General features: G+C 40.4%; 24 protein-coding genes. 16 read left to right on the forward strand and 8 right to left on the reverse strand.

The window, feature by feature from the left end; all coding sequences use genetic code 11:
• Window positions 1–81 precede the first annotated feature (81 nt).
• Window positions 82–246 carry a rubredoxin gene (gene rd / locus PUQ00_RS26505; protein ID WP_300422282.1) on the reverse strand — a complete coding sequence of 55 codons (165 nt, stop codon included), beginning with the start codon at window positions 244–246 and terminating at the stop codon, window positions 82–84.
• A gap of 410 nt (window positions 247–656) precedes the next feature.
• Window positions 657–851, reverse strand: a complete 195-nt coding sequence (locus PUQ00_RS26510) for a hypothetical protein (RefSeq protein ID WP_300422283.1) — start codon at window positions 849–851, stop codon at window positions 657–659.
• A 421-nt stretch (window positions 852–1,272) separates the two neighbouring features.
• Here PUQ00_RS26510 and PUQ00_RS26515 point away from each other — a divergent pair, with 421 nt between their 5' ends.
• Window positions 1,273–1,839, forward strand: a complete 567-nt coding sequence (locus PUQ00_RS26515) for an SRPBCC family protein (protein WP_300422284.1) — start codon at window positions 1,273–1,275, stop codon at window positions 1,837–1,839.
• An 81-nt stretch (window positions 1,840–1,920) separates the two neighbouring features.
• Here PUQ00_RS26515 and clpB read toward each other — a convergent pair whose 3' ends face one another.
• Entirely contained in the window at window positions 1,921–4,539 is a 2,619-nt protein-coding gene (gene clpB, locus PUQ00_RS26520) for an ATP-dependent chaperone ClpB (RefSeq protein WP_300422285.1), read from the reverse strand.
• Between the two features lie 304 nt (window positions 4,540–4,843).
• Between clpB and PUQ00_RS26525 the strand changes: the two genes are divergently transcribed.
• From PUQ00_RS26525 to PUQ00_RS26545, 5 genes are all read left to right on the forward strand, one after another.
• The gene (locus tag PUQ00_RS26525; RefSeq protein WP_300422287.1) at window positions 4,844–5,113 is read left to right on the forward strand and encodes a hypothetical protein; all 270 of its coding nucleotides are present in this window, start codon (window positions 4,844–4,846) and stop codon (window positions 5,111–5,113) included.
• A gap of 62 nt (window positions 5,114–5,175) precedes the next feature.
• On the forward strand, window positions 5,176–5,973 hold the full coding sequence (locus tag PUQ00_RS26530) for a Swt1 family HEPN domain-containing protein (RefSeq protein ID WP_300422289.1): 798 nt from the start codon (window positions 5,176–5,178) through the stop codon (window positions 5,971–5,973).
• Window positions 5,974–5,987: 14 nt separating this feature from the next.
• Window positions 5,988–8,213 carry a hypothetical protein gene (locus PUQ00_RS26535; RefSeq protein ID WP_300422291.1) on the forward strand — a complete coding sequence of 742 codons (2,226 nt, stop codon included), beginning with the start codon at window positions 5,988–5,990 and terminating at the stop codon, window positions 8,211–8,213.
• A gap of 98 nt (window positions 8,214–8,311) precedes the next feature.
• Entirely contained in the window at window positions 8,312–8,581 is a 270-nt protein-coding gene (locus PUQ00_RS26540) for a hypothetical protein (protein WP_300422292.1), read from the forward strand.
• Window positions 8,551–8,997 (forward strand): HNH endonuclease signature motif containing protein, encoded by a 447-nt coding sequence (locus PUQ00_RS26545; RefSeq protein WP_300422294.1) that lies wholly within the window; start codon window positions 8,551–8,553, stop codon window positions 8,995–8,997. Before PUQ00_RS26540 ends, PUQ00_RS26545 begins: the two co-directional genes overlap by 31 nt.
• A 179-nt stretch (window positions 8,998–9,176) precedes the next feature.
• On the opposite strand, the gene PUQ00_RS26550 is transcribed toward PUQ00_RS26545, so the two are convergent.
• Window positions 9,177–9,317 carry a hypothetical protein gene (locus PUQ00_RS26550; RefSeq protein WP_300422296.1) on the reverse strand — a complete coding sequence of 47 codons (141 nt, stop codon included), beginning with the start codon at window positions 9,315–9,317 and terminating at the stop codon, window positions 9,177–9,179.
• A 412-nt stretch (window positions 9,318–9,729) separates the two neighbouring features.
• On the opposite strand from PUQ00_RS26550, the gene PUQ00_RS26555 reads away from it, so the two are divergent.
• The 7 genes from PUQ00_RS26555 to PUQ00_RS26585 all read left to right on the forward strand — a co-directional run bounded on the left by PUQ00_RS26555 (window position 9,730) and on the right by PUQ00_RS26585 (window position 14,860).
• On the forward strand, window positions 9,730–9,984 hold the full coding sequence (locus PUQ00_RS26555; RefSeq protein ID WP_292759785.1) for a TIGR02450 family Trp-rich protein: 255 nt from the start codon (window positions 9,730–9,732) through the stop codon (window positions 9,982–9,984).
• 706 nt (window positions 9,985–10,690) lie between these two features.
• Window positions 10,691–11,557: a ferredoxin:protochlorophyllide reductase (ATP-dependent) iron-sulfur ATP-binding protein gene (bchL, locus tag PUQ00_RS26560; protein WP_300422298.1), complete on the forward strand. Its 867-nt coding sequence runs from the start codon at window positions 10,691–10,693 to the stop codon at window positions 11,555–11,557.
• A 32-nt stretch (window positions 11,558–11,589) separates the two neighbouring features.
• Entirely contained in the window at window positions 11,590–12,378 is a 789-nt protein-coding gene (locus PUQ00_RS26565) for a DUF5331 domain-containing protein (RefSeq protein ID WP_300422300.1), read from the forward strand.
• 192 nt (window positions 12,379–12,570) lie between these two features.
• A complete protein-coding gene (locus PUQ00_RS26570; RefSeq protein WP_300422302.1) occupies window positions 12,571–13,974 on the forward strand; it encodes a ferredoxin:protochlorophyllide reductase (ATP-dependent) subunit N in 1,404 nt (467 codons plus the stop codon).
• A gap of 159 nt (window positions 13,975–14,133) precedes the next feature.
• Window positions 14,134–14,394, forward strand: a complete 261-nt coding sequence (locus tag PUQ00_RS26575) for a DUF4160 domain-containing protein (protein ID WP_300422303.1) — start codon at window positions 14,134–14,136, stop codon at window positions 14,392–14,394.
• A 3-nt stretch (window positions 14,395–14,397) separates the two neighbouring features.
• Window positions 14,398–14,691, forward strand: a complete 294-nt coding sequence (locus tag PUQ00_RS26580; protein ID WP_300422304.1) for a DUF2442 domain-containing protein — start codon at window positions 14,398–14,400, stop codon at window positions 14,689–14,691.
• Window positions 14,672–14,860, forward strand: a complete 189-nt coding sequence (locus PUQ00_RS26585) for a hypothetical protein (RefSeq protein ID WP_300422305.1) — start codon at window positions 14,672–14,674, stop codon at window positions 14,858–14,860. The genes PUQ00_RS26580 and PUQ00_RS26585 overlap by 20 nt, the downstream gene beginning before the upstream one ends.
• A 66-nt stretch (window positions 14,861–14,926) precedes the next feature.
• Here the strand turns inward: PUQ00_RS26585 and PUQ00_RS26590 are convergent, their stop codons facing one another.
• Window positions 14,927–15,349 (reverse strand): hypothetical protein, encoded by a 423-nt coding sequence (locus PUQ00_RS26590; protein WP_300422306.1) that lies wholly within the window; start codon window positions 15,347–15,349, stop codon window positions 14,927–14,929.
• A 556-nt stretch (window positions 15,350–15,905) separates the two neighbouring features.
• On the opposite strand from PUQ00_RS26590, the gene PUQ00_RS26595 reads away from it, so the two are divergent.
• Complete coding sequence (locus tag PUQ00_RS26595) at window positions 15,906–16,463, forward strand: hypothetical protein (RefSeq protein ID WP_300422308.1); 558 nt, start codon at window positions 15,906–15,908, stop codon at window positions 16,461–16,463.
• A 77-nt stretch (window positions 16,464–16,540) separates the two neighbouring features.
• Window positions 16,541–17,185, forward strand: a complete 645-nt coding sequence (locus tag PUQ00_RS26600; protein WP_300422309.1) for a DUF3318 domain-containing protein — start codon at window positions 16,541–16,543, stop codon at window positions 17,183–17,185.
• A gap of 318 nt (window positions 17,186–17,503) precedes the next feature.
• Here the strand turns inward: PUQ00_RS26600 and PUQ00_RS26605 are convergent, their stop codons facing one another.
• On the reverse strand, window positions 17,504–18,301 hold the full coding sequence (locus PUQ00_RS26605; protein ID WP_300422317.1) for a 7-carboxy-7-deazaguanine synthase QueE: 798 nt from the start codon (window positions 18,299–18,301) through the stop codon (window positions 17,504–17,506).
• Between the two features lie 198 nt (window positions 18,302–18,499).
• On the opposite strand from PUQ00_RS26605, the gene PUQ00_RS26610 reads away from it, so the two are divergent.
• Window positions 18,500–19,549 carry a sugar transferase gene (locus PUQ00_RS26610; protein WP_300422311.1) on the forward strand — a complete coding sequence of 350 codons (1,050 nt, stop codon included), beginning with the start codon at window positions 18,500–18,502 and terminating at the stop codon, window positions 19,547–19,549.
• A gap of 169 nt (window positions 19,550–19,718) precedes the next feature.
• Here the strand turns inward: PUQ00_RS26610 and PUQ00_RS26615 are convergent, their stop codons facing one another.
• On the reverse strand, window positions 19,719–21,176 hold the full coding sequence (locus tag PUQ00_RS26615; protein WP_300422312.1) for a DUF697 domain-containing protein: 1,458 nt from the start codon (window positions 21,174–21,176) through the stop codon (window positions 19,719–19,721).
• A 192-nt stretch (window positions 21,177–21,368) separates the two neighbouring features.
• Entirely contained in the window at window positions 21,369–21,689 is a 321-nt protein-coding gene (locus PUQ00_RS26620; RefSeq protein ID WP_300422314.1) for a hypothetical protein, read from the reverse strand.
• Between the last annotated feature and the right edge of the window lie 74 nt (window positions 21,690–21,763).

Genomic DNA, 21,763 nt, shown 5'->3' on the forward strand with positions numbered 1-21,763 from the left:
GTCCGCGTTCGCTTTTAGCGTCTCGTAGAGAGCGTCTTGATTCTGACGAATGTATTCTGACTTCTGAATTCTTCTTCAACTTCAGTCTTCATCGGGTTCAAAGTCTGATTTTTGAGCACCGCAAGTGGGACATACCCAATCATCTGGTATATCTTCAAAAGCTGTCCCCGGTTCTATACCGCTATCTGGATCGCCTACTTCTGGGTCATATTCATAGGCGCAAACAGTACATTTATACTTTGCCATGTTCGTTTCCCCTAGTAAATTGTTGCCATTGCTTCACCATTAAAGACTTTTGGCAGTGAGTCAAAATAGGCACGCTACAATTCTTAAACGAGACTACGGCATGAAAATCATCAAATCAAACCGCAACGCGAGAGTCAACCCCAACTCTTGGAGACGCTACGCGAATGGGGAATTAAAAATTAAAAATTAAAAATTAAAAATCCCCATAAATCAATTTAGCGCAAAGTCTGAGCGGAGGTTTCCGACGCTCGCGGACTCGCTCTCCGTGGCGCTATCCGTTGCGCTACGCAAAGGGCAAGCTCAGGGCATCGCCAGGGGGGAGGTATGTACCAAAAACTCTTGTATCTTAGACTAATGACTAATGACTAATGACTAATGACCAATGACTAATGACTCCTTCATAAATCAGATTAAAAACGCCACCATCTCCTTTGGACATAACTGATAATCCCGATCGCGATCGCCCCAAGTAGCAATAGCCAAATAATTCCACCTGGAATAAAAGTGAGAATCCCAAAGCCTCTCAGTACCCAAACGGCGACGCTAATGCCGAGAAGGATACCAAAAATCTGGATTAATCTACGATTTAAAGAAGATTGACTCACCTACTTTTCCTCTCAACTCAACAGACATTACCCTTGATATTGACAATTAAGACATGAAGTTACGATGAAGTTGCAGTTGGATCATAAATAACACGTAAAAATCGAGAAATGCTATCCAGACGTTGGGGTAAGTTGCTTGATATTAGGTCGTGTTTGTGACATTTCAGCTGTTAATAACTGAATTTTTCATCTACAAATATTACTCTGACAACACTTACTTAAGTATTAATTGCGTTAATTGTGATCAGAAATACAGTTTTTAGAGTAAGCTGTCTGAAATAATTACCAAAAAATCACCCTTTCCAGAAAAGATAGGCACTACACTGGAATTAAAATTTAATGGGTTGGATCTAAATCAAGTTTTATGGCTTGTAGTTTCAACACCGTTAGGTGGATGAGTTGAGGAGTAACTAAAATCATTATGTCTGCATCTTATATCTTAGACTCAATTATTACAGGTTCAGATATGGCTTGGAGTCAAGACAAGCAAAGGTTACTAGTACAGGGTGAAATTTTGGTAGAAACGCGATCGCACAAGATGTGGGGTGGCGCTGTCACAGCCTGGATGTATTTGCCGATGGTGCGATCGCAAGTTTGGCAGCAATTAACTGATTATCCCCGGTGGGTGCAATATTTTCCCGATATCACTAAAAGCGAGATATCACACAAAGGTGAAGCCAAATGGCTGTATCAAGCAGCACAAAAAGCCTTTTTCTTTTTCACAGCTCAAGTAGAAATTTACCTCAACGTTGTAGAAGTGTTGGGGCAGCAAATCCAATTTCGCATGGTAAAAGGGACTTTTGAGGACTTTAACGCCAATTTAGAACTAAAAGATTGTGGTAGTGGCACAATCCTTGCTTATACTGTGCAAGCTACACCTCTGATTCCAATTCCATCAATTTTTATTCAACAAGCAATGAACTTAGAGTTGCCTGCAAATATGCGTAAAATGCGACAAGTGCTTTGTAAGAGTCAAAATAATTCGTAATTATTACCCCACGAATGTTTCACAAAAAAACGCCAAGACGCTCTTAATTGACTTTGCGTCTTGGCGTGAGATTATTTTCAATTAGCTAGTAAATACCTCAACAGGTAAGCGACTAAAAGAAAGACGCTCATTTTGCACATCTACAAAGATGGTGTTGCCGTCGTTGAATTCGCCGCGCAAGATGGATTTAGCAATTTGAGTTTCTAACTCCCGTTGAATGGCTCGCTTCAGTGGACGCGCCCCATATACTGGGTCATACCCTACTTCTGCTAAAAAGTCAAGTGCAATATCCGAAAGTTTGAGGGATATTTTGCGATCGCTAAGTCTTTGGCGCAATCTCTCCACTTGCAGTAGCACAATTTGCCGCAATTCCTTCTTATCTAAGCCGTGGAAGATGATAATTTCGTCAATCCGGTTCAGGAACTCTGGACGGAAGCTATTTCGCATCGCTTCCATGACTCGACGGCGCATTTCGTCGTAATGGGCGTTATCTCCGGCGAGATCAAGAATGTATTGCGAACCGATGTTGCTAGTCATGATGATAATAGCGTTTTTGAAGTCCACCTTATGACCTTGAGCATCAGTGACGCGACCATCATCGAGAATTTGCAGGAAGATATTAAATACATCGGGGTGTGCTTTTTCGATTTCGTCGAAGAGAATCACTGAGTAAGGACGGCGCCGAATCGCTTCTGTAAGTTGTCCCCCTTCTTCATAACCTACGTATCCTGGAGGCGCACCGATTAAGCGAGAGACGGCGTGTTTTTCCATATACTCCGACATATCGATTCGCACCAGCGCATCTTCGCTATCGAACATATACGCCGCCAGCGCTTTCGCCAACTCGGTTTTACCTACACCCGTAGGCCCAAGGAAAACAAAGCTAGCGATGGGACGATTAGGATCAGCCAGTCCAGCTCGCGATCGCTGAATTGCATCCGCGACAGCTGTGACTGCTTCTTCTTGTCCTATCACGCGGTGGTGCAGTTCATCTTCTAAATGCAGCAGTTTCTCTTTCTCCGATTCCACCAACTTGCTAATCGGAATCCCTGTCCATTTAGAAATAATTTCAGCAATATCACCTTCTGTGACTTCTTCCCGTAATAGTGATTTACCACTTCTTTGAGTGCTTGCCAATTCAGCTTCTACTGCTTCCAATTGACGATGTAAACTGGTTAAAGTGCCGTATTTCAACTCCGCAGCGCGGTTAAGATCGTAGTCGCGTTCTGCTTGCTGAATCTCTAAATTTGCTTGCTCAATCTCTTTTTTAACAGACTGAATTTTGTCAATAATGTCTTTTTCTGATTGCCATTGAGTATTCAGTGTTCTTTGTTCTTCTTTGAGATCGGCAATTTCTTTTTCCAGTCTTTCTAGACGTTCACGAGAAGCTGCATCGCTTTCTTTTTGCAGCGAAAGCTTCTCCATTTCCAATTGCAGAATCTTGCGATCAATTTCGTCAAGTTCTTCTGGTTTGGAGGTAATCTCCATTTTTAATCTAGCGGCGGCTTCATCTACCAAGTCAATTGCTTTATCTGGTAAGAAGCGATCGCTAATATAACGACTCGACAAAATGGCCGCTGCAACTAAAGCACTATCAGAAATCTTCACCCCGTGATGGTTTTCATAACGTTCTCTCAACCCACGCAAAATCGAAATACTATCTTCTACACTCGGCTGATCCACATAAACTTGCTGGAAGCGTCTTTCCAGTGCGGCATCTTTTTCGATATATTTGCGGTATTCATCCAACGTTGTCGCGCCAATACAACGCAATTCGCCCCGCGCCAACATCGGTTTTAACAAGTTACCCGCATCCATCGCGCCTTGGGTTGCACCAGCGCCGACAACGGTGTGAATTTCATCAATAAATAAAACAATCTTACCGCCAGATTCGGTAACTTCTTTTAATACTGCTTTCAGGCGTTCTTCAAATTCACCCCGGAATTTTGCCCCTGCAATCAAAGCACCCATATCTAAAGCGATCAGCTTGCGGTCTTTGAGAGATTGAGGTACATCACCTGCAATAATGCGCTGTGCTAATCCTTCGGCGATCGCAGTTTTACCAACACCCGGTTCACCAATTAGCACGGGGTTATTCTTAGTGCGGCGTGATAAAATTTGGATGGTGCGCCGAATCTCATCATCCCGCCCAATCACTGGATCGAGTTGACCTTTATGGGCCGCTTCTGTGAGATCACGTCCGTATTTTTCCAGTGCTTCGTATTTGCCTTCTGGATTTTGGTCGGTCACTTTTTGGCTCCCCCGAATTTGTTTAATAATATTTTTTAGCTTGGCTTCGTCTAAACCAAATTCTTGGAAAAAACCTTTGCCAAAGCGGTCATCTTTAACGTAAGCCAGCAGTAAGTGTTCAATTGAAATATATTCATCTTGAAACTCTTTGCGATACGCATCTGCCCGATCTAGAAGTGTATCCAAGCTGCGTCCCAAGTATACTGAACTGCTAGTACCGGATACTTTCGGCTGACGTTGGAAAAATTGTTCAGTGCGATCGCGCAGTTTTTGAAGATTAATACCTGCCTTAGTGAGAATCCCAGTTGCTAGACCATCTTGTTCTAGCAGCGCTTTCATCAGGTGTTCACTTTCTATCTGCTGTTGTTGATATTGCTTAACAATATCGGGGGTATGGGCGATCGCTTCCCAGGCTTTTTCTGTAAATTGGTCAGGATTAGTAGGTTGCATAGGCTTTTTCAGGAACGAACCATATTAGACATCGTAAAAGCGCTTTGCGCGGCTGACCTCAGTCCACGGTGGCTTTCTGTAGGTTAGACCTTAAGGAAAAGAAAATTTTTGTTCTCATAATGGATATTGTAAGAAGAAGGGGGCGATCGCCTAGATCGGTGTTCACATCTTGTGAAAGTGGTATTTTCCCCTAATTTCGATTTTCCATTTGCGATTCTCAAGCTTTTAGCCATGTACTAAGATGCTTCGCTGTGCCAACTATGAGAGCAAAATACCCTTTTAAACATTCTCTGATAGAGAAATTTTGCTGGATATTTTGCAAGTGGGCAATCTTACAGTTTGGCTGGATGAACCCAACTGGCAAGAACAGGTGAAGGAAGCGTTTAAGCAAGGTGTATCGGTTTCACTAATAGCGCCTCCTGATGCGAGAGGAGATTTAAAGTCAGCGATTTTAAGTTTGGCAGTGGAACCGATGGAACTTGGGTTTTTGCAGGTTTATTCGGTGCTAGAGGGGGTGCAGACGTATCCACAGGGGTTTGCAGTAGGGTTACGGATGTGGGAAACGGTACAGTGATAAAAAACACGTTATACTGTTGTACTACCTGATTGCAAACTCTTGTAAAATAGTTGCTGAGTATGGATTGTCAAACTTTAATACCAAGAGAAAATGCGGAAGTCTATTCATACTTGTATTGTATTGAAACTGCTTTACGTGAACTTATTATTGAATGCTTGAAAGATTTAGAAGGGGACAAATGGTATAAACAAAGAGTACCACCAGATATTCGAGAAAATTCTAAGAAACGACTCGAAATAGATAAAACTTACGGATGGTCACAATTTGTTCCTTTCCATCAAATCTATTATATAGATTTTCCAGATTTACAAAAAATCATAATTAAAAAAAATAATTGGCAAGATGTTTTTAAATCTATTTTTTTTAGAGAAGAAGTTTTAAAAGGTACACTTGTTGAACTTGAACCCATACGTAACAAGATTGCACATAACCGCAAGTTAACACAAAGAGATGTTGACATTGTTAAAGGTTCATATACAAAAATATGTGAATTTATAGGACAAGAAAAATTGGTTGTGTTAGTGTCAAGATGTACTTGTGCAACAGATATTAAAACACAATTCATAGACTTGCAACAAGAAGCAGAAAAAATATTTACTTTATGTAAAGCTTATAAACCTATAGATGACATATCTATTTGGAAAAGTATATCTCGTGCCTATTGGTTTGATGAAGATTACTTAGATTGCAAATTAATTTTTATTCAAGATTTCTTTATTGCAATTGAAGATTACTGTCAACTTCCTCATACAAAGCGAGGTTTAGGTTATCAAATAGAGGCATGGGTTAAAAATGGTGATTTAGATAAAAAATATATATTATTGCAGGAAGAATTTTCAAACTTTTTGGCACAATAGCTAGGATATTTATCATGACAGAGTTTAGTAAATTTCATAATCCATACGACTTTTCAAACCCAGTATTAGATATTGATGTTTTTGCTGGTAGAGAAAAGGAATTGCAAGAAATTAGATATTATTTAGAACAAGCTAAAACTGCTCCTCAGCCGATTAATCTAGCATTGTTAGGACAAAGAGCTTCTGGAAAAACAAGCTTACTTAATATTACGGAAATTGAGGGTAACTTAAGGAATTTTTGTACAGTACGTATAGACTTAGATGAGGGAGATGCTGAAACTCAATTTGCTTTCTTTTACAAATTATTTGATGGATTATTATTGGCAGCTTGTGAATTTGGAGCTTTTGGTGGCATACACGGAAAGACATATGATACTTATCTAAATGTTATAAATGCGTATAAAATTCCTGAAAACAGTAGTTTTTGTCCTTTTATATTTCCTACTCAATATGCCAAAGCTATGAGTTCTGATAACATCAACATGTCTTTATCGGATAACTCATATAAAAGAGATTTACGTGCAATTCAAAAGGAGTTAAACAAGCCTGTATTACTTCTTTTTGATGAATGCAATGTTTTGTCTCAAAGTAGAGTACATTTAGAAAAAATCAGAAATATTTTCATGAATCTTCCTGGCTATATGTTGGTATTTACTGGTACGCCAGATTTATTTCCAGTCATAGACCAAATATTTTCACCAATTATACGGCAATTTAAAAAAATAAATATCGTTGAATTTGAAACTAAAGAGGAAACAAAAGATTGTGTTAGAAAACCTTTGGAAAAACTAGGAATTCTACCAGAAGAAATTTTTGATGTTGAAACTTACAGAGATGTATCAGAAATCCATGATTTATCTGGAGGACGGCCATATGAAATTCAACTCATATGCCACTTTTTATTTAGAAGGATACAGAAGAAACAATCAACGAAAATGAAATTAAACTTAAGTGTGTTAGAAGAAGTTAGAAGAGAACTGGAGAATTTTCAAGATATTTCTACTCGTCCCATATTGTCAAAGATACGTAATTTAAATAAAAAACAATTACAAGCTTTAAAATTACTAACTGCATCTTGCAAAAATGCTAATTTTGAACAACTGTGGACTATTGAATATGTATTTAATGCTGAAATTAACTGGTCAAGGAATGATTTAGAGCAAGAATATCAGTACCTGTTAAAAGAAAGTATTATTAGGTTTCATAATGAAGGAAATGAAATAGATTTTAATGGGGATGATTTTGATAAAATTTATGCAAAATATCTAGCTCGTGAGCGAAAAGTATCTCTGGGGTTATCTAATAGACCATTAGAGTTATTAATTGATATGAAAATTGATTTTGTCAAGAAAGATATAGAAGGATTAAAACAGATAGAGCTGTTTTTAGTGTCATCAACAGGTAATCTTCGTAATCTTTTATGGAACAATATGTCACTCAATAACGATGATGTATTCGATGATCCTGCACTAGGTATTCCTTTATATAAGGCAATGTTAGATTATAGAGATAACGAAACAATTCCAGTAGTTAGTGTCAAGTTTGATTTAGACTGGCTAAAAGTGAAGTTTTGGTATTACCCAGAAAAACCCAGCTTTATAAATGCAATAGATGACCTCATACAAAAATTAGCTGTTATCAAAGCTCGTACTCATGAAATTAATGGTGATTTGACAATAGAGTTAGAAAATGTAAAATTAATTCCCGTAGAAATTTTAACTAACAAAATTCAAGAGTTATATGATGAAAAATATAAAAATATACTAACAAGCTATCATGTGCGAAAAGTTTTCATAGAATATTTACATAAAAATAATTCTAAAGAAGCATTATTTAACTGTGAATTAGCCTATTATTATAGTTCATCTGATATTCATATACAGATTAATTTAAGTTACTTATTTTTAGTTAATGATAATGTTGATAAAGCTAAAAATTTGTTGCAAACAGCATTACAAAATGGGATTTTAGATTCTGAATTGCTCGCTTTGGCTAATTATAACATGGGAATTGCGGAAATTAAATCTAGTAATGTCATAGCATCTCTAGAACAAATCAATCTTTGTATAGAAATTTCTCAGAATCTGGAATGCTCTGACAGAATTTGCTTATGCCTTTTAATTCCTAAAATTAATAATGGACAAATTATTTTCGCAGAAGTTCGAGAAAAAGATTTACTAGAAGTAGCTTGTGAAGCAAGAACAAATCTAGAATATTGGTTAAAATTTTCCGAAAATTAGCGCTAGCAGGTTCTTGTTATTACTCATGCACCCACCCACAAGGCTATAATCATTGATTAATTGAGGCACAATAGAACCAAAGACACTGTGAACACACAATGACTACTCAATTGATGATTCAACCCTCATCTTTAATGTCTTCTGGTATCAGTATGAGCGAATTTGGTGACATTTATCTGTTTAAATTTACCGATGAGCTACAGTCTCGTTTTGAAGAACTGTTACAGAAGAAAAAAGCTGATGCACTGACTCTTGAAGAAGAAGCTGAATATGTAGGTATCTCCGAATTAGAGCGAATATTTACCTTGATTAACGCTCAACTAGCGGCGAAAAGTAAATGGTGTCCGAACAAACTCGAAGACTTGTAAGAAAACGAGCTGAATATCTCTGCGAATACTGTCATTCTCCAGAATACTTGAGTCCAGACCGTTTTACAATTGACCATATCATGCCGCAGTCTTTGGGTGGTTCTGATGAACTGGGTAATTTGGCATTAGCTTGTCATCGCTGTAATGAGCGTCACTATAATTTTACAGTAGGTATTGATCCCAAAACCCAAGAACAAGTCTCTCTATTTCATCCCCGTCAGCAACAATGGTCTGACCATTTTATTTGGACTAAAGACGGGACAAAAATTGTAGGTATAACTCCTATAGGGAGAGCTACTAGCGAACGCTTTGACTTCAATGATGAACGTCGGGATGAGCCTTCGATTCAAGTGGCTCGTCGTTTTTGGGTAAAAGCTGGTTGGCATCCACCCCAGTCAGATTCACGTCAAGAATAAGAGAAAATGCCCTTTTGCTAATATCGACTCACGGCTGAGTTTCCGCCAAATCCCCGACTTACTCCAAACAAACTATTTTTGTCGCCGAACTCATTAATTATCATTAAAGATTAGTTCAGAAGCTTTACAGTAGTCACAATGATGGTTAGCTCGTTGTGCGATCGCAGCCTAATACCGATTCATGAACTCTCTTGCTGTATCAATGCAGCTATTCGGGCTGCTACTGCTCTTAATTCAGCCTCAATCAAAGTATCCAATTCTGCTTGTTGCTTTGGTGGTAATGCTTGCCCTTGATCTCGTGCCAACCCCCATAAACTCATCAATTCTGATAACCGTTTTTGTTGTTTAGCACTAAAAAATAGGTCAGGGCTAAAGTTTTGAATAATAAGCAGTGCGCTGAACTCCGTTTCACCCAACTGAGTAGTTAACGCATCTAGGGCTTGCCCCGCAGTTTTGCCAACAGAGTGCTTATCCCCTGCAATGGCGCGATAAGTTTTTCACCATCAGCATCAAAGATTGGCAAGATTGGTACTGTAGTCATGCTTCCAGTCTGGAATCATTTGCCTCAAATTATAGCTCTACGCGAACAACACCTGAGCTACCCGTAATGGTGATTTGGTGACATTTTGGGAGTGGGAAGTGGGTAGTAAAGGGAGATAAGGGAGACAAGGGAGAAATAAGCAACGACAAATGACAAGTGACAAGTGACAAATGACAAATTACAAATTACAAATGACAAAAAAACAGAAATTTCCTTACCTAGTTGGTTCTAAGTGGACGGCACAGCAAAAAGTTGATGGCTGGCGGCACTTTCAAGTTGTCAATCGGAAAAATCAGGCTAAGTGGGTTTACGCCGAAATGGTTGCTGCTTGTGATCCTAAAGTTCGTTTTTGGATAAATGCCAAATTATTACAAGATAACTCCCAGTGGCAAGCTGGCTGGCAAACATTACAGGAAATTCAGGAACTTGAAACTGAGGTGTCGTGATTTGCCTCGTTCCCAGTTAGAGACTGGGAATGCCCATTAGTGTGGGCTGCCGCCTCCTTCACTGGCGGTAGTAGCACAATAACGCGCATTTCCAGATTAATAATCTTAGACAATATCTGTAAATTTAATAATTTTTTACAAAATCAGACTAACTTACTCTCAAGCAGCAATTTAACGGTCTTGGCTAGCGGCTGAAAACTGGGAATTTATCAGCGATACCTTCTCTACCAGACGCTACGCGTAGCTTGCTTCCCCGTAGGGGTACGGTGAGCTACGCTAACGCAACTTGGATTAGTATTTCCAGCATCGGGCTACATATACCTCTGTTTAGCATTGACGATGCATCCCAATGTCCTGAAAACACCTTGTCTAACCATCAGCTAATTCGATAAAAACCATTCAAAAAAGCCTATTTCACTTTTTTTATTTTGTAACTATTTTTATAAAAATAAGTAATAAAAACTTTTTATTTAGTTTTTTTAGAGCTATTAAAGTCTTTAAGGTTGATAAAACAGCAAAATCACGTAATTAATCTGTAATTCATTATATTAGAGCGTTTTACAGATTAAGAGCCACTTTCTTTTCTATGTAATTTGCCCAATAATGACATCAACAGACCTTATGCATATGCATCGCCATCTCAGGACAGGTGAAGGCAAATGTTTGAGCCACAAGTTTGACAAAAAGCTATAAGAGGCAAACAACAGTGAAACTAGCAGTCTACGGAAAAGGTGGTATCGGTAAATCCACGACTAGCTGTAATATATCGGTCGCCCTAGCTAAACGTGGCAAGAAAGTGCTGCAAATTGGCTGCGACCCCAAACATGACAGCACCTTTACCCTGACTGGGTTTTTGATTCCCACAATTATCGACACCCTCCAAGAAAAGGACTATCACTACGAAGATGTCTGGCCGGAAGATGTGATTTACAAAGGCTATGGCGGTGTTGATTGCGTAGAGGCTGGTGGCCCACCTGCGGGTGCTGGGTGCGGCGGCTACGTAGTTGGTGAAACCGTAAAATTACTTAAGGAACTCAACGCCTTTGATGAATACGATATAATTCTTTTTGATGTTCTGGGTGACGTGGTTTGCGGTGGTTTTGCTGCACCACTCAACTATGCAGATTACTGCCTGATCGTTACAGACAACGGCTTTGATGCTTTGTTTGCTGCTAACCGGATTGCTGCTTCAGTCCGCGAAAAAGCACGAACTCACCCATTGCGTTTAGCTGGGTTAATCGGCAACCGCACCTCTAAACGCGACTTAATTGAAAAATATATAGAAGCAGTGCCTATGCCAGTTCTAGAAGTTTTACCTTTGATTGAAGATATCCGTGTTTCCCGTGTCAAAGGCAAGACTTTGTTTGAGATGGCAGAGCAAGATCCTTCCCTAGACTACGTTTGCGATTACTATCTCAACATCGCTGACCAAATTTTGGCGCGTCCAGAAGGTGTTGTACCTAACGACTCACCAGATCGGGAATTGTTCTCTTTGTTGTCCGATTTTTATTTAAATCCGGGTAAACCCCAGGTTCCTAATTCAGAAGAGGAACTAGACTTGATGATTGTATAAATCACCAAATTCTCAGGATGGGGGACAATAATATGGCTTTCTTTCACAGCTTTACGGATTCATTAAAGCAAAAATGGTTGCAATTTTTCCAGAACAATCGGGACTGGATTACCCTGCACATGCAAGTAGAATCAGTGTACACCCCTGATGGTGGGAAGCGACCACCTTCTTACCTCATCCTGGGAGTAGTTAACGCCCTAGAGCCAAAGCTAGCCCAGTTAATGTTGCCCTTTGCCAAACTTAATCCTGACGCCGATACGCTGATTGAAGTGCTGGATTTGCATTTTGACCCAGATTTCGCTCTCGGCAATCGCTTTGTCATCAACCCAGAACCGGAAAAATACGGAGATGATTCAGCAGTTGTCATTGAGGAAAAGTCTGAAGATGAAACATTGACACATTCTCATACAAATGGCTTTGGGTCGGTGGTGGTAGTTGAAGAGTTCGCAATCGTGGATTCTGATGATCAAATCCTGGGGATCAGCGAGTTGGAGGAAACCGAAAATGCCTTTGGCGATATTTCCTTATCCAACAAACACGACTCAAAAGATGAGTCTCTCCAAATCTCTAGTCTAGAAGCAGATGAGTTTGGGGAAATTGCCTTCGATGCAACAGATGCAATCGAAGTAAAGCTGGATGACGACCAGGCCCTTGAGGATAGTCCATTAGATGAGAATGCGTTTAAAGACGTGTTGTCAGATGTCTGGGGTGAGCAAACAGCTTTGCAAAAGACTGAAGAAAGTAACGATTTTTTAGGGGAAGAACTGCCAGCAGGCGTTTTTGATGAATCAGAAATTGCCCGTCTCTTCCCCAACGCTTAATTAATTAAGTTAGGAGTTAGGAGTTAAGAGTTAGGAGTTAAGAAAAGTTAAAAGTTAGGAGTTAAAAGAAAGTGAGGAGTTAAAAGTTAAGAGTTAGTAATAAAAACTCATAATTCATTACTCATAATTCATAAATTCATAACTTATCACTCCTAACTCCTAACTTTAAATATCAAGGGGAGAAAAACCAAAATGACTGTCGCTCAACAACCAGAAGCTTTAAACTTTGAATGTGAAACTGGAAATTACCATACCTTTTGCCCAATTAGCTGTGTGGCGTGGTTATACCAAAAAATTGAAGATAGCTTCTTTTTGGTGATTGGGACAAAAACTTGTGGCTACTTCCTGCAAAACGCGATGGGAGTGATGATTTTTGCTGAACCTCGCTATGCAATGGCAGAGTTGGAAGAGGGCGATATTTCGGCACAGTTGAATGATTATGAAGAGTTAAAGCGGTTGTGCTTGCAGATTAAACGCGATCGCAATCCGAGTGTAATTGTCTGGATTGGCACCTGCACCACCGAAATTATCAAAACAGATTTGGAAGGCTTGGCACCGAAACTAGAATCCGAAATCGGTATTCCCATCGTTGTAGCGCGTGCTAATGGTCTAGATTACGCCTTCACCCAAGGGGAAGACACCGTATTAGCCGCAATGGCTAACCGTTGTCCTGATAAGGCTCCTGTGGCGGAAACAGAGAAAAGTGAACGCAATGCGATCGCTAAATTGCTCAACTTCGGTAAGAAGAAAGAAGATGTCGCCCAAGATGAATCTGAGTACGTGGATCACACACCACTAGTTCTCTTTGGCTCCCTTCCTGACCCCGTAGTTACTCAGTTAACCTTGGAACTGAAGAAACAAGGCATCAAAGTTTCCGGCTGGCTACCCGCGAAGCGCTTCACAGAATTGCCAGTATTGGAAGAAGGGTATTATGTCGCTGGTGTCAACCCCTTCCTCAGCCGCACAGCTACCACCTTAATGCGTCGCCGCAAGTGTAAACTCATTGGCGCACCCTTTCCCATTGGCCCTGATGGCACCCGCGCTTGGATTGAGAAAATCTGCTCGGTGTTCGGTATTACTCCTAAGGGTTTGGATGAACGGGAAGCACAAATTTGGGCAGGTTTGGAAGATTATGTGAAACTGATTCGCGGTAAATCAGTATTCTTCATGGGTGATAACTTGCTGGAAGTTTCCCAAGCAAGATTCTTAATCCGTTGTGGGATGACTGTTCACGAAATCGGGATTCCTTACATGGATAAGCGGTATCAAGCTGCTGAGTTGGCATTGCTGGAGAAAACTTGCCAGGAAATGAATTCACCTCTGCCAAGGATTGTGGAGAAGCCAGATAATTACAATCAACTTCAGCGGATTTATGCGTTGAAACCAGACTTGGTAATTACTGGTATGGCTCACGCTAACCCACTGGAAGCACGCGGTATTAATACTAAGTGGTCTGTGGAGTTCACTTTTGCTCAAATTCACGGCTTTACGAATGCGCGTGACATGTTAGAGTTGGTGACTCGTCCGCTACGTCGGAATAATAATTTGAAAGATTTGGGTTGGGATAAGTTGGTGAGGGAAGAAGCGAAGATTTAGATTTGGATTTGTGTTGAGCAACAGCATAATACTATGTTACAGGCGAACTTTCCAGTTCGCCTTTTTTTGTCTCACAGACGCGTAAAGGAAGAGGGCCTAAAAATAGTTACAATCAGATGGGTATGGCTGAATAGACAGGATAATTAAGGAAGTGATGTGATGCCTGAAATTTGTCGTTTTTTAGGGATTATTATTACTATGTACTATAACGACCATCCGCCCCCTCATTTCCATGTCCGCTACAATCAGCAAAAGGCAATTATTGATATAGAAACCTTATCAATTTTAGAAGGTCAACTCACTCCTAGAGTTCTTGGTTTAGTAGTTGAATGGGCAGCTATGCACAAATCAGAACTTAGAGAAAACTGGCAATTGGCAAGACAAAATAATCCCTTAGAAAAAATTCAACCATTAGAGTGAATTATGCTTAAAGACATTATAGAAGTTATTCCTCACGATAACTATCAACTCTATTTGAAGTTTGAAGACGGAAAAGAAGGTATTGTTGATATTAACCAGTTAATCAAATTTATAGGAATTTTTGCACCTTTAAAAGATTTAAACTATTTTAAAACTGTTAAACTTAACGCTGAATGGGGAACAATTCACTGGGATAATGGCGCAGATTTAGACCCAGATGTTCTTTATTCTGTAGTTACTAACCAATCTATTCCCACATATAGAAATCTGGAAGAATATGAAAAAAGTTGGAGTTAAAATAGAAGTAACTCAAGAAGTCGGTGATTTATTAAAGTCTAGCAATTTTTTTTCAGTAACTAAATTAGATGATGTAGCAGGTTATTTAAAATATCCAGGGGAACCTAAAACTCTTGAGGATATGGATAATGCAATTAGCCAAGGTGTAGAGGAATCGTGGCGTTTTTAAACGCAGAGTGACGTGGAGTCTTGCTAAATTTAATTCGCTACGATTCAATGAAATGCTCTACTTAATTCAGATGGAAGGCTGTAACTCTAGAGGTTTGGATGGAATGATGTACATTAATTTTGCGTCGTCTGGTTTAATTTCTGTAGATGGAGTTAATTTAAGCCAGTCATGAAAGCTGATGCCTAATTGGGATATTGCTTGTACTTCTGTTTGGTAAGATTCAAAACGGCGATTGGTTTCAATCATAGATTCCATTACCTCCAAAGTTTTTGGAAGACGTGCATAAATCTGCGGCTTAGGATCATCCCAAATTGCTTTTCCTACCCAATCTATATTGAAATCCCAAATTGCTGCTGGTATTGATTGTACCCACTTCAAGTTATTCGGGTCTTGAGCCAATATGAATAGATTCATCCGTTGCATATCGAAGACTGCATTTTCATCCAAAGTTGGGTCTAGCCATTGGTAAATTCGAGTTAGTCTACGCAAATCAATCTGACCTCTGAACTGAGGCTGTAAGTATACTGCTGGGTTAAAAGTAAGCAGAAGCTTAACATATTTATGAATACGAGAACGAATAGCTATTGACCCTTCCTGGAAGCGGCGAAGTGCTGTATCGTGTTCTTCTAATTCTAAATAGCAACGTGCTTCAGCAGTGATTAATCACCCCTCTTTCTCAAGTGCTGTTTTCACAACTGTATGAAAAGCATCTTTAGCAGACACAGGTTTACTTCCAATTTATAGCGGTGCTTGATTTAAAAATTCCGATTTCAGTAATAGATTAACAACCTAGCGAAACAACAATTTGAAGTGCACTTCTTTAATAATGAGCAAGAGTCGTTCAGGAAATATTATTCACAGCGCCGAACGATCATCTGTTTTTTCTATCTTCAACGCCCAATACCCAATGCCCAATGCCCAATGCCCAATGCCCTAATTGCATACTTCTATGTCATCAGAAGTATCTAGACCAACCCAAACAACTACTCCTAGCAGGTTAAACTAGGTCTGTTAACAGCTGCTCCACGTTCCTTATGAGGCTTTTATGGGAGCTAACCTCAAACAGATTGCCAACTATTTAGACAACCTTGGTTGGGACTACCGTTTGGATGATCAAGAAGACCGAATTATAACAGGTGTAGAGGCTGATAACCTTGAAGATTTTCTAATAGTTGTCCAACTGGATGAAGAGGGAAAATTTTTTCGGGTATTTGCCCCTCAAGTTCTGTCAGGAATTCAAGACCATCCCCACAAGGGAGCTATTTTACAGACAATGCTTGCCATTTCTTGGGAAACCAAAATGTTGCAATGGGAGTATGACCCATCCGATGGCGAAATCCGTGCCATTATTGAGTTCCCCTTGGAAGACTCGATTCTCACAGAAAGGCAATTTCACCGTTGTCTGAGTGGGTTAATTCAGATTGTGGATGGGATAGCGATACCTCGCCTGAAAGAAGTGATGCACACAGGTCTTGATCCGGGGAATATAGAACTTGGGGAAAGACTGTTACTCAGTATCCAAGAGGAAGCTCCAGGATTGCTAGATTTGCTGGAAAAAGCAATGGAAGCGCGAAAAAAGCGAGGAAGTTTTAAGAGCGAGTGAGACGGATCATCACTTAAATCGCTATACTCCAAAGTGATACCCTCACTATATACTGAAATTTTCTGGGGCTGGATATTATGACATCCTATGCAACCTCCTCTGCCAAAGCGGAAATGAGTGAACTTCGGCGGTTAAAAAGCTTACTACCGCCAGAATTGCAAAGCTGGGTCACGGTTGAAGGCACAACTGACGTCAATCCACCCCTGGTCCGCTGCGAAGAAATTGGTAAAGACCAGGTAGAAATTCAAATTGACTTAGTTAAATGGGATGCCCTCGCAATGGATCAGCGTAATCTGCTGTTCTGGCATGAAGTTGCTCGCGTTCAAAATGACACAATTCCTAAAGATGGCTGGGAAATGGCAGCACTAGCCATCGGCTTAGGTGGTGCTGTGGGCGAATTGTGGGTACAAGATGGATTGTTGCTGGTATTAGCTTTGTCGCTATGTGGTGTGTCAGGCTGGCGACTCTACCAAAAGAATAGTGGAGAAAAGCAACTAAAAGAATTGCTCAATGCTGATGAGAAAGCGATCGCTTTGGCAACTCGTTTTGGTTATAGCCTCCCCAATGCCTACAAGAGTCTGGGTAGCGCCTTGAAAACCCTGATTGACAACACTCCTAGTAAGCGCCAACGGTCGAAATACGAAGCAAGGCTATCTGCCCTCAAACGCAGTGCCAATAAGGCAAAAGCTAAATCCAAAACGACAGATGAGGACTCACTGTAGAAACCAGAAATTAGGTTGGGTGGGTATTGCCCACCCCAAAAAATACCCAAATGACTTTTAAACAGATTTGAAAAGCCGCTTTAACCAGAAAATACCCCAACTAAAATGTATTAGGCCAGCCTTTGCCGTTGGTTCTGCTGCTTTTCTGGTGGCACAAATCCCTTCATATTTTGACATAAAACACTTTCATCGTTAACAACCTCCGACTAAAAATGCCTACTGAGGGGACTGCTGCCTCCTGGATTAGCGGCAGCAGCCCAATGACCATTTCATAAAATCTTACTTTTTTCTTGACGACATCTTTGTAAAACTCAAATTTTACAGCTGGTTCAGCATTTTGTGCGTCTGGGGTATTACACGCACATGCTTGACAAACCGCTTCATTAAAGCTTGCCACGTCAAAACTTGATCGCTCGAAGGCGCAAGCGCAGGTATTGAAGAAAATTGTTCAGATGCTGCCAAAGGCGTAACAGGCTGTAAAAATACTGAGATATCTGGACTAACCTCTGCCACCAGCAAAGCTGAACGTTCCAACTCGGCGGGATCTGTGTTTTGAGACACAATTATCTTGACAAAAACATTTAAATATGAGTCATAACATAACTGGAGAAATTTACTATGTTCTTGCCAATGACTTTCGCCGCTAACACTAGGCAATTTGAAATCCATACCAACAGAGTCTAAATAGGGGAGAATCATCGCTAGTTGTTCTGGGCGATGTCCGCCAGTTTCTAAGTATATGGGTAGACCAGTTATAGCTCGCACTTGGGGTAGAAACTGGGTTAAAAATGGGGCATGAAGAAGTGGTTCACCCCCCGTTAGGCTAATGCTATCGTGTAGACAAGGTAGATTTTGTCGTTCCACCCATTCCATTAATATTGGTAATGGGACAGGGTTAGAGTAAATTTCAAAGTCGCGCAATCCAGGCGATCGCTCTATTCGACAAGTCGCAGGTGCATTCCAAGTCTGGGCACTATCACAAAAGTGACAGCGCAAATCACACAAAGCAAAACGAATAAAAATCTGACGTGTCCCTACATTCAGTCCTTCTCCTTGAATGGCAGAAAACACCTCAATCAGGCGTGCAGTAGGTGTAACCGTAGTTTTAGCAATCATTTGATTCAGAGCAACGCGATCGCGCTGCGTCGGCACAACAGCAAGGATGTTTTTTGGCTTCTTGTTCTATTGTGAATCGTCGCTGGCGATCTCCAATCTCAGCCCGGTAAATAGCGATTAGTCCTTATTACTACTAATTCCAATATTAGGTTAAGTAATTTTATAGGACAAAATAATGTTTGGCAGATTACATTATACATGGCAACGAAAGTGCAGAGCTTCATGACTAGCCAACCGACAGAGGTCGATTTTCCAGTTAATTCCCTAAACGACACGGCTATAATGCAGATGCCGACGCGGTTAAGCGTGCTGGAGGCTTTAGGCTTTAAGCAAACCTGCCAAGGCTTAATCCAGCCGAATTCACATCCTAAGCAAATCATCATTGACTTTCACCGAACTACTTTTATGGATAGTAGTGGTTTAGGTGCCCTGGTCAGTAATTTTAAATACGTCCAGGCGAAAGGAATTACATTCACACTGCGGAATGTAACACCTCAGGTAATGGCAGTCCTAAAACTCACCGGATTGGATCAAGTTTTTCCCCTTGAGTCTGTGGACGATAGTGAGCTAATAAAACAAGAAGACTTTGTAGATAATCGGAAGACAACTTCCCGTAGAGTAGAGCAGTTACCCACTACTCACCCTTCAGTAGCATCTTGGATGAAACGGTTATTAGACATTGTAGGGTCAGTAATTGGTTTATTAATTACAGGAGTTTTGTTTATTCCGATTGCGATCGCTATTCAAATTAATGATCCTGGCCCCATTTTCTTTAGTCAAACCCGTTGTGGTTGGATGGGGAAGCAGTTTAAGATTTGGAAATTCCGCTCCATGTGTGTGGATGCGGAAGCGAAAAAATCCGAAGTTAAAAACCAAGTGCAAGGTGCTTTTTTCAAGAATGAGAATGACCCCAGAGTTACTAAGATCGGGCGCTTTTTACGGCGAACGAGTTTTGATGAACTACCCCAATTTTGGAACGTCCTTAAAGGAGAAATGAGTTTAGTAGGCACTCGACCACCTACACCCGATGAAGTGGAACGCTATGAAGTACCAGAGTGGCAACGTTTAGATGTTAAACCCGGTATGACTGGCGAATGGCAAGTAAATGGACGTTCTACAGTCCGTAGTTTTGAAGATGTAATTCTCCTGGATTTGCAGTATCAAAAAAATTGGAGTTTGGTATACGATTTAAAGCTAATTTTCAAAACTATAACTATTCTGTTTAAGAGAAACAGTGGTGCTGTTTAGCTAACTACCTTTATTCACAATTTTTTGCTAACTTGCAACTCTCACCATAATTATTGGATGTACCCAAGCCAAAAATAGGCTTGGGTACATTTTAGGTTATTTATTCTTCCAAACTACTTTTGAAATTCAGGCAAAGACGCTAATAAAAACTCTGCGCCTTTGCCTGAACTTAAGCTACCGCGTCTTGAACACCCACTAATTCAACCTGCTGCACCTCTGGCAACAAACGCTTCACACCTTGCTTAACAAACCCTTGCAGAAAAGCCATTTGCTGATTTTGGCCAAACACCTTTTGCAACGTTTGCCGCAAATTCTCCAAATTCAAACCAGTCCCAGAATCTATTGCTATTTCCTGCTGTTGGAAATATTCAACTAGATTTAACCCTGCCACCCTAGTCAGATAAGCTGCACTTACTCCCTGCACTACGCCACCAGCAACAAAAGTAAGGGCATTACTTTTAAGAACAGTACTAATCGCCTTTGTAGAAAGTTCAACTAAACCGAGTTTCAGCATCAAACTTCCCATTGTTCCAGCTACAGTTTGTGCCTGTTCTAGGGAAAATTTCTGCTGATAGATATTACCCAAATCCATTACCATCTGAGCATTAATTGCCGCAGTCGCCAGAATATCAAGGGCTGGTACTGGGTTAGCAAAGGCAGCAGCAGCAGCTATCCATTGATATTGTTCAATAATTGGGGTGGCGCGATCGCGTCTAGTTCCATTCAGCCAGTTTTTCGCCTCAGCTTTCAACAAAGAGGCTTTCCTCATAGTAGTTATCCAAACTAACCGTTGTCCCTGCTGTGCCAAAACTTCACCCAACTGCTGCGTCAACTGCTGAATATTTGGTGCTGGTTGTTCCATCCACTCTTGCACAGAACCATCAGCCTCATGCTTTCGGACTTTGATGGCAATGGGAGAGGCGGCAGTTGCAACTACATTTCCCTGCATTCGCTGTTTCAATGACAGCAAAACGCTGGCGCTTTCATCGGTTAAATACTGGTCTTGTTTGTTGAAAACCAGCATCGTGGGCTGATTTGCTGCTTTTAGCTGCTGTAAGGTTTGAAATTCTGAGTCTGTTAAATCACCGTTTGTCAGGAATAGAACAAAATCAGATTTTGCTACTTCTGCTAAAACAGCTGCATCTGAATTGTCACCCGCTTCTCTAAACAAAGGTGCTGTCTCTTGTAAAGACACAAAATCTCCTGTCTCTACATTTGGCTTTAGCACTTGAATTAAAGTGCTTTTACCCACAGATTTACCGCCAGTCACAGCCACTTTAATTTTTTGCCTGTCTAATTCCAACAACAATTGGGCAACTTGTTCTCTGAGTGTCTCTAATGCCCGATGGTTTTCTGCTTCTTGCGCTAGTTGGTTAATTACAGTTTCAGCAATAGAAATCGCACTTTCCACAGTCGCCCGATCCACCAGCGTACCATCTAGCTGCTCTAAACTGTCTTTCCGGCGATTTTGTTGGAATAACCACAAACCACCACCTACAGCTAAGGCACTCAATAAACCAAACTCACCCACCTGCACTATAGAATCGTGCCAACTGTCCAACATCCACAGAGAAAAGGATAGTCCCAATCCTCCTACTAAAATTGGTCGCTGCAACTTCACAACCATGATTCTCCGCGCCTTTTAGATGGCTATTTCTTCCAGAATAGATCAAAAACCTGCTTCTCCGAATTTAACAGGCGATCGAACACAACTTTCTTTACCTATAGATGTCTGTAAGATTAACTTAAATAATCAAATGCTAGCAAGAATATTCAAAAAAATTGCTACTTTAATATTCATTGTTAATACTTTTAGACTTTAGTACGTAGAGCTATCAAAAGCCTTGACTTGAAAACCACGACTGGCATAACTCTCTACACTTAATGTATGTGAAGCAGAATCTAAAAATGCTCCTTTAGCAAACTCTGCTTCTACAACGATAGTTTTTAGATCGTTTTTGCTAGTGCTGCAAGTAAGATTCCACCAAGTTCTACGAACAATATAACTTGCTTCTCCGTCTTCACCATCACGCATTATTTTAATATAGTCACCTGGTTGTGGAATTGCTGGGAGGTCAAATTCCAACTGATAATCTTGTTCTCCTCCTCCAGGTGGTACAAAGCTAAATATTACTTTCATAATTAACTAACTGTGTAACTATAGGACTCCTATTTGATTTCTGAACAAGACTAAGAGAGAATACGGAGAGGTTT

This window comes from Nostoc sp. S13, from assembly GCF_029379315.1.
Taxonomy (GTDB): domain Bacteria; phylum Cyanobacteriota; class Cyanobacteriia; order Cyanobacteriales; family Nostocaceae; genus Nostoc.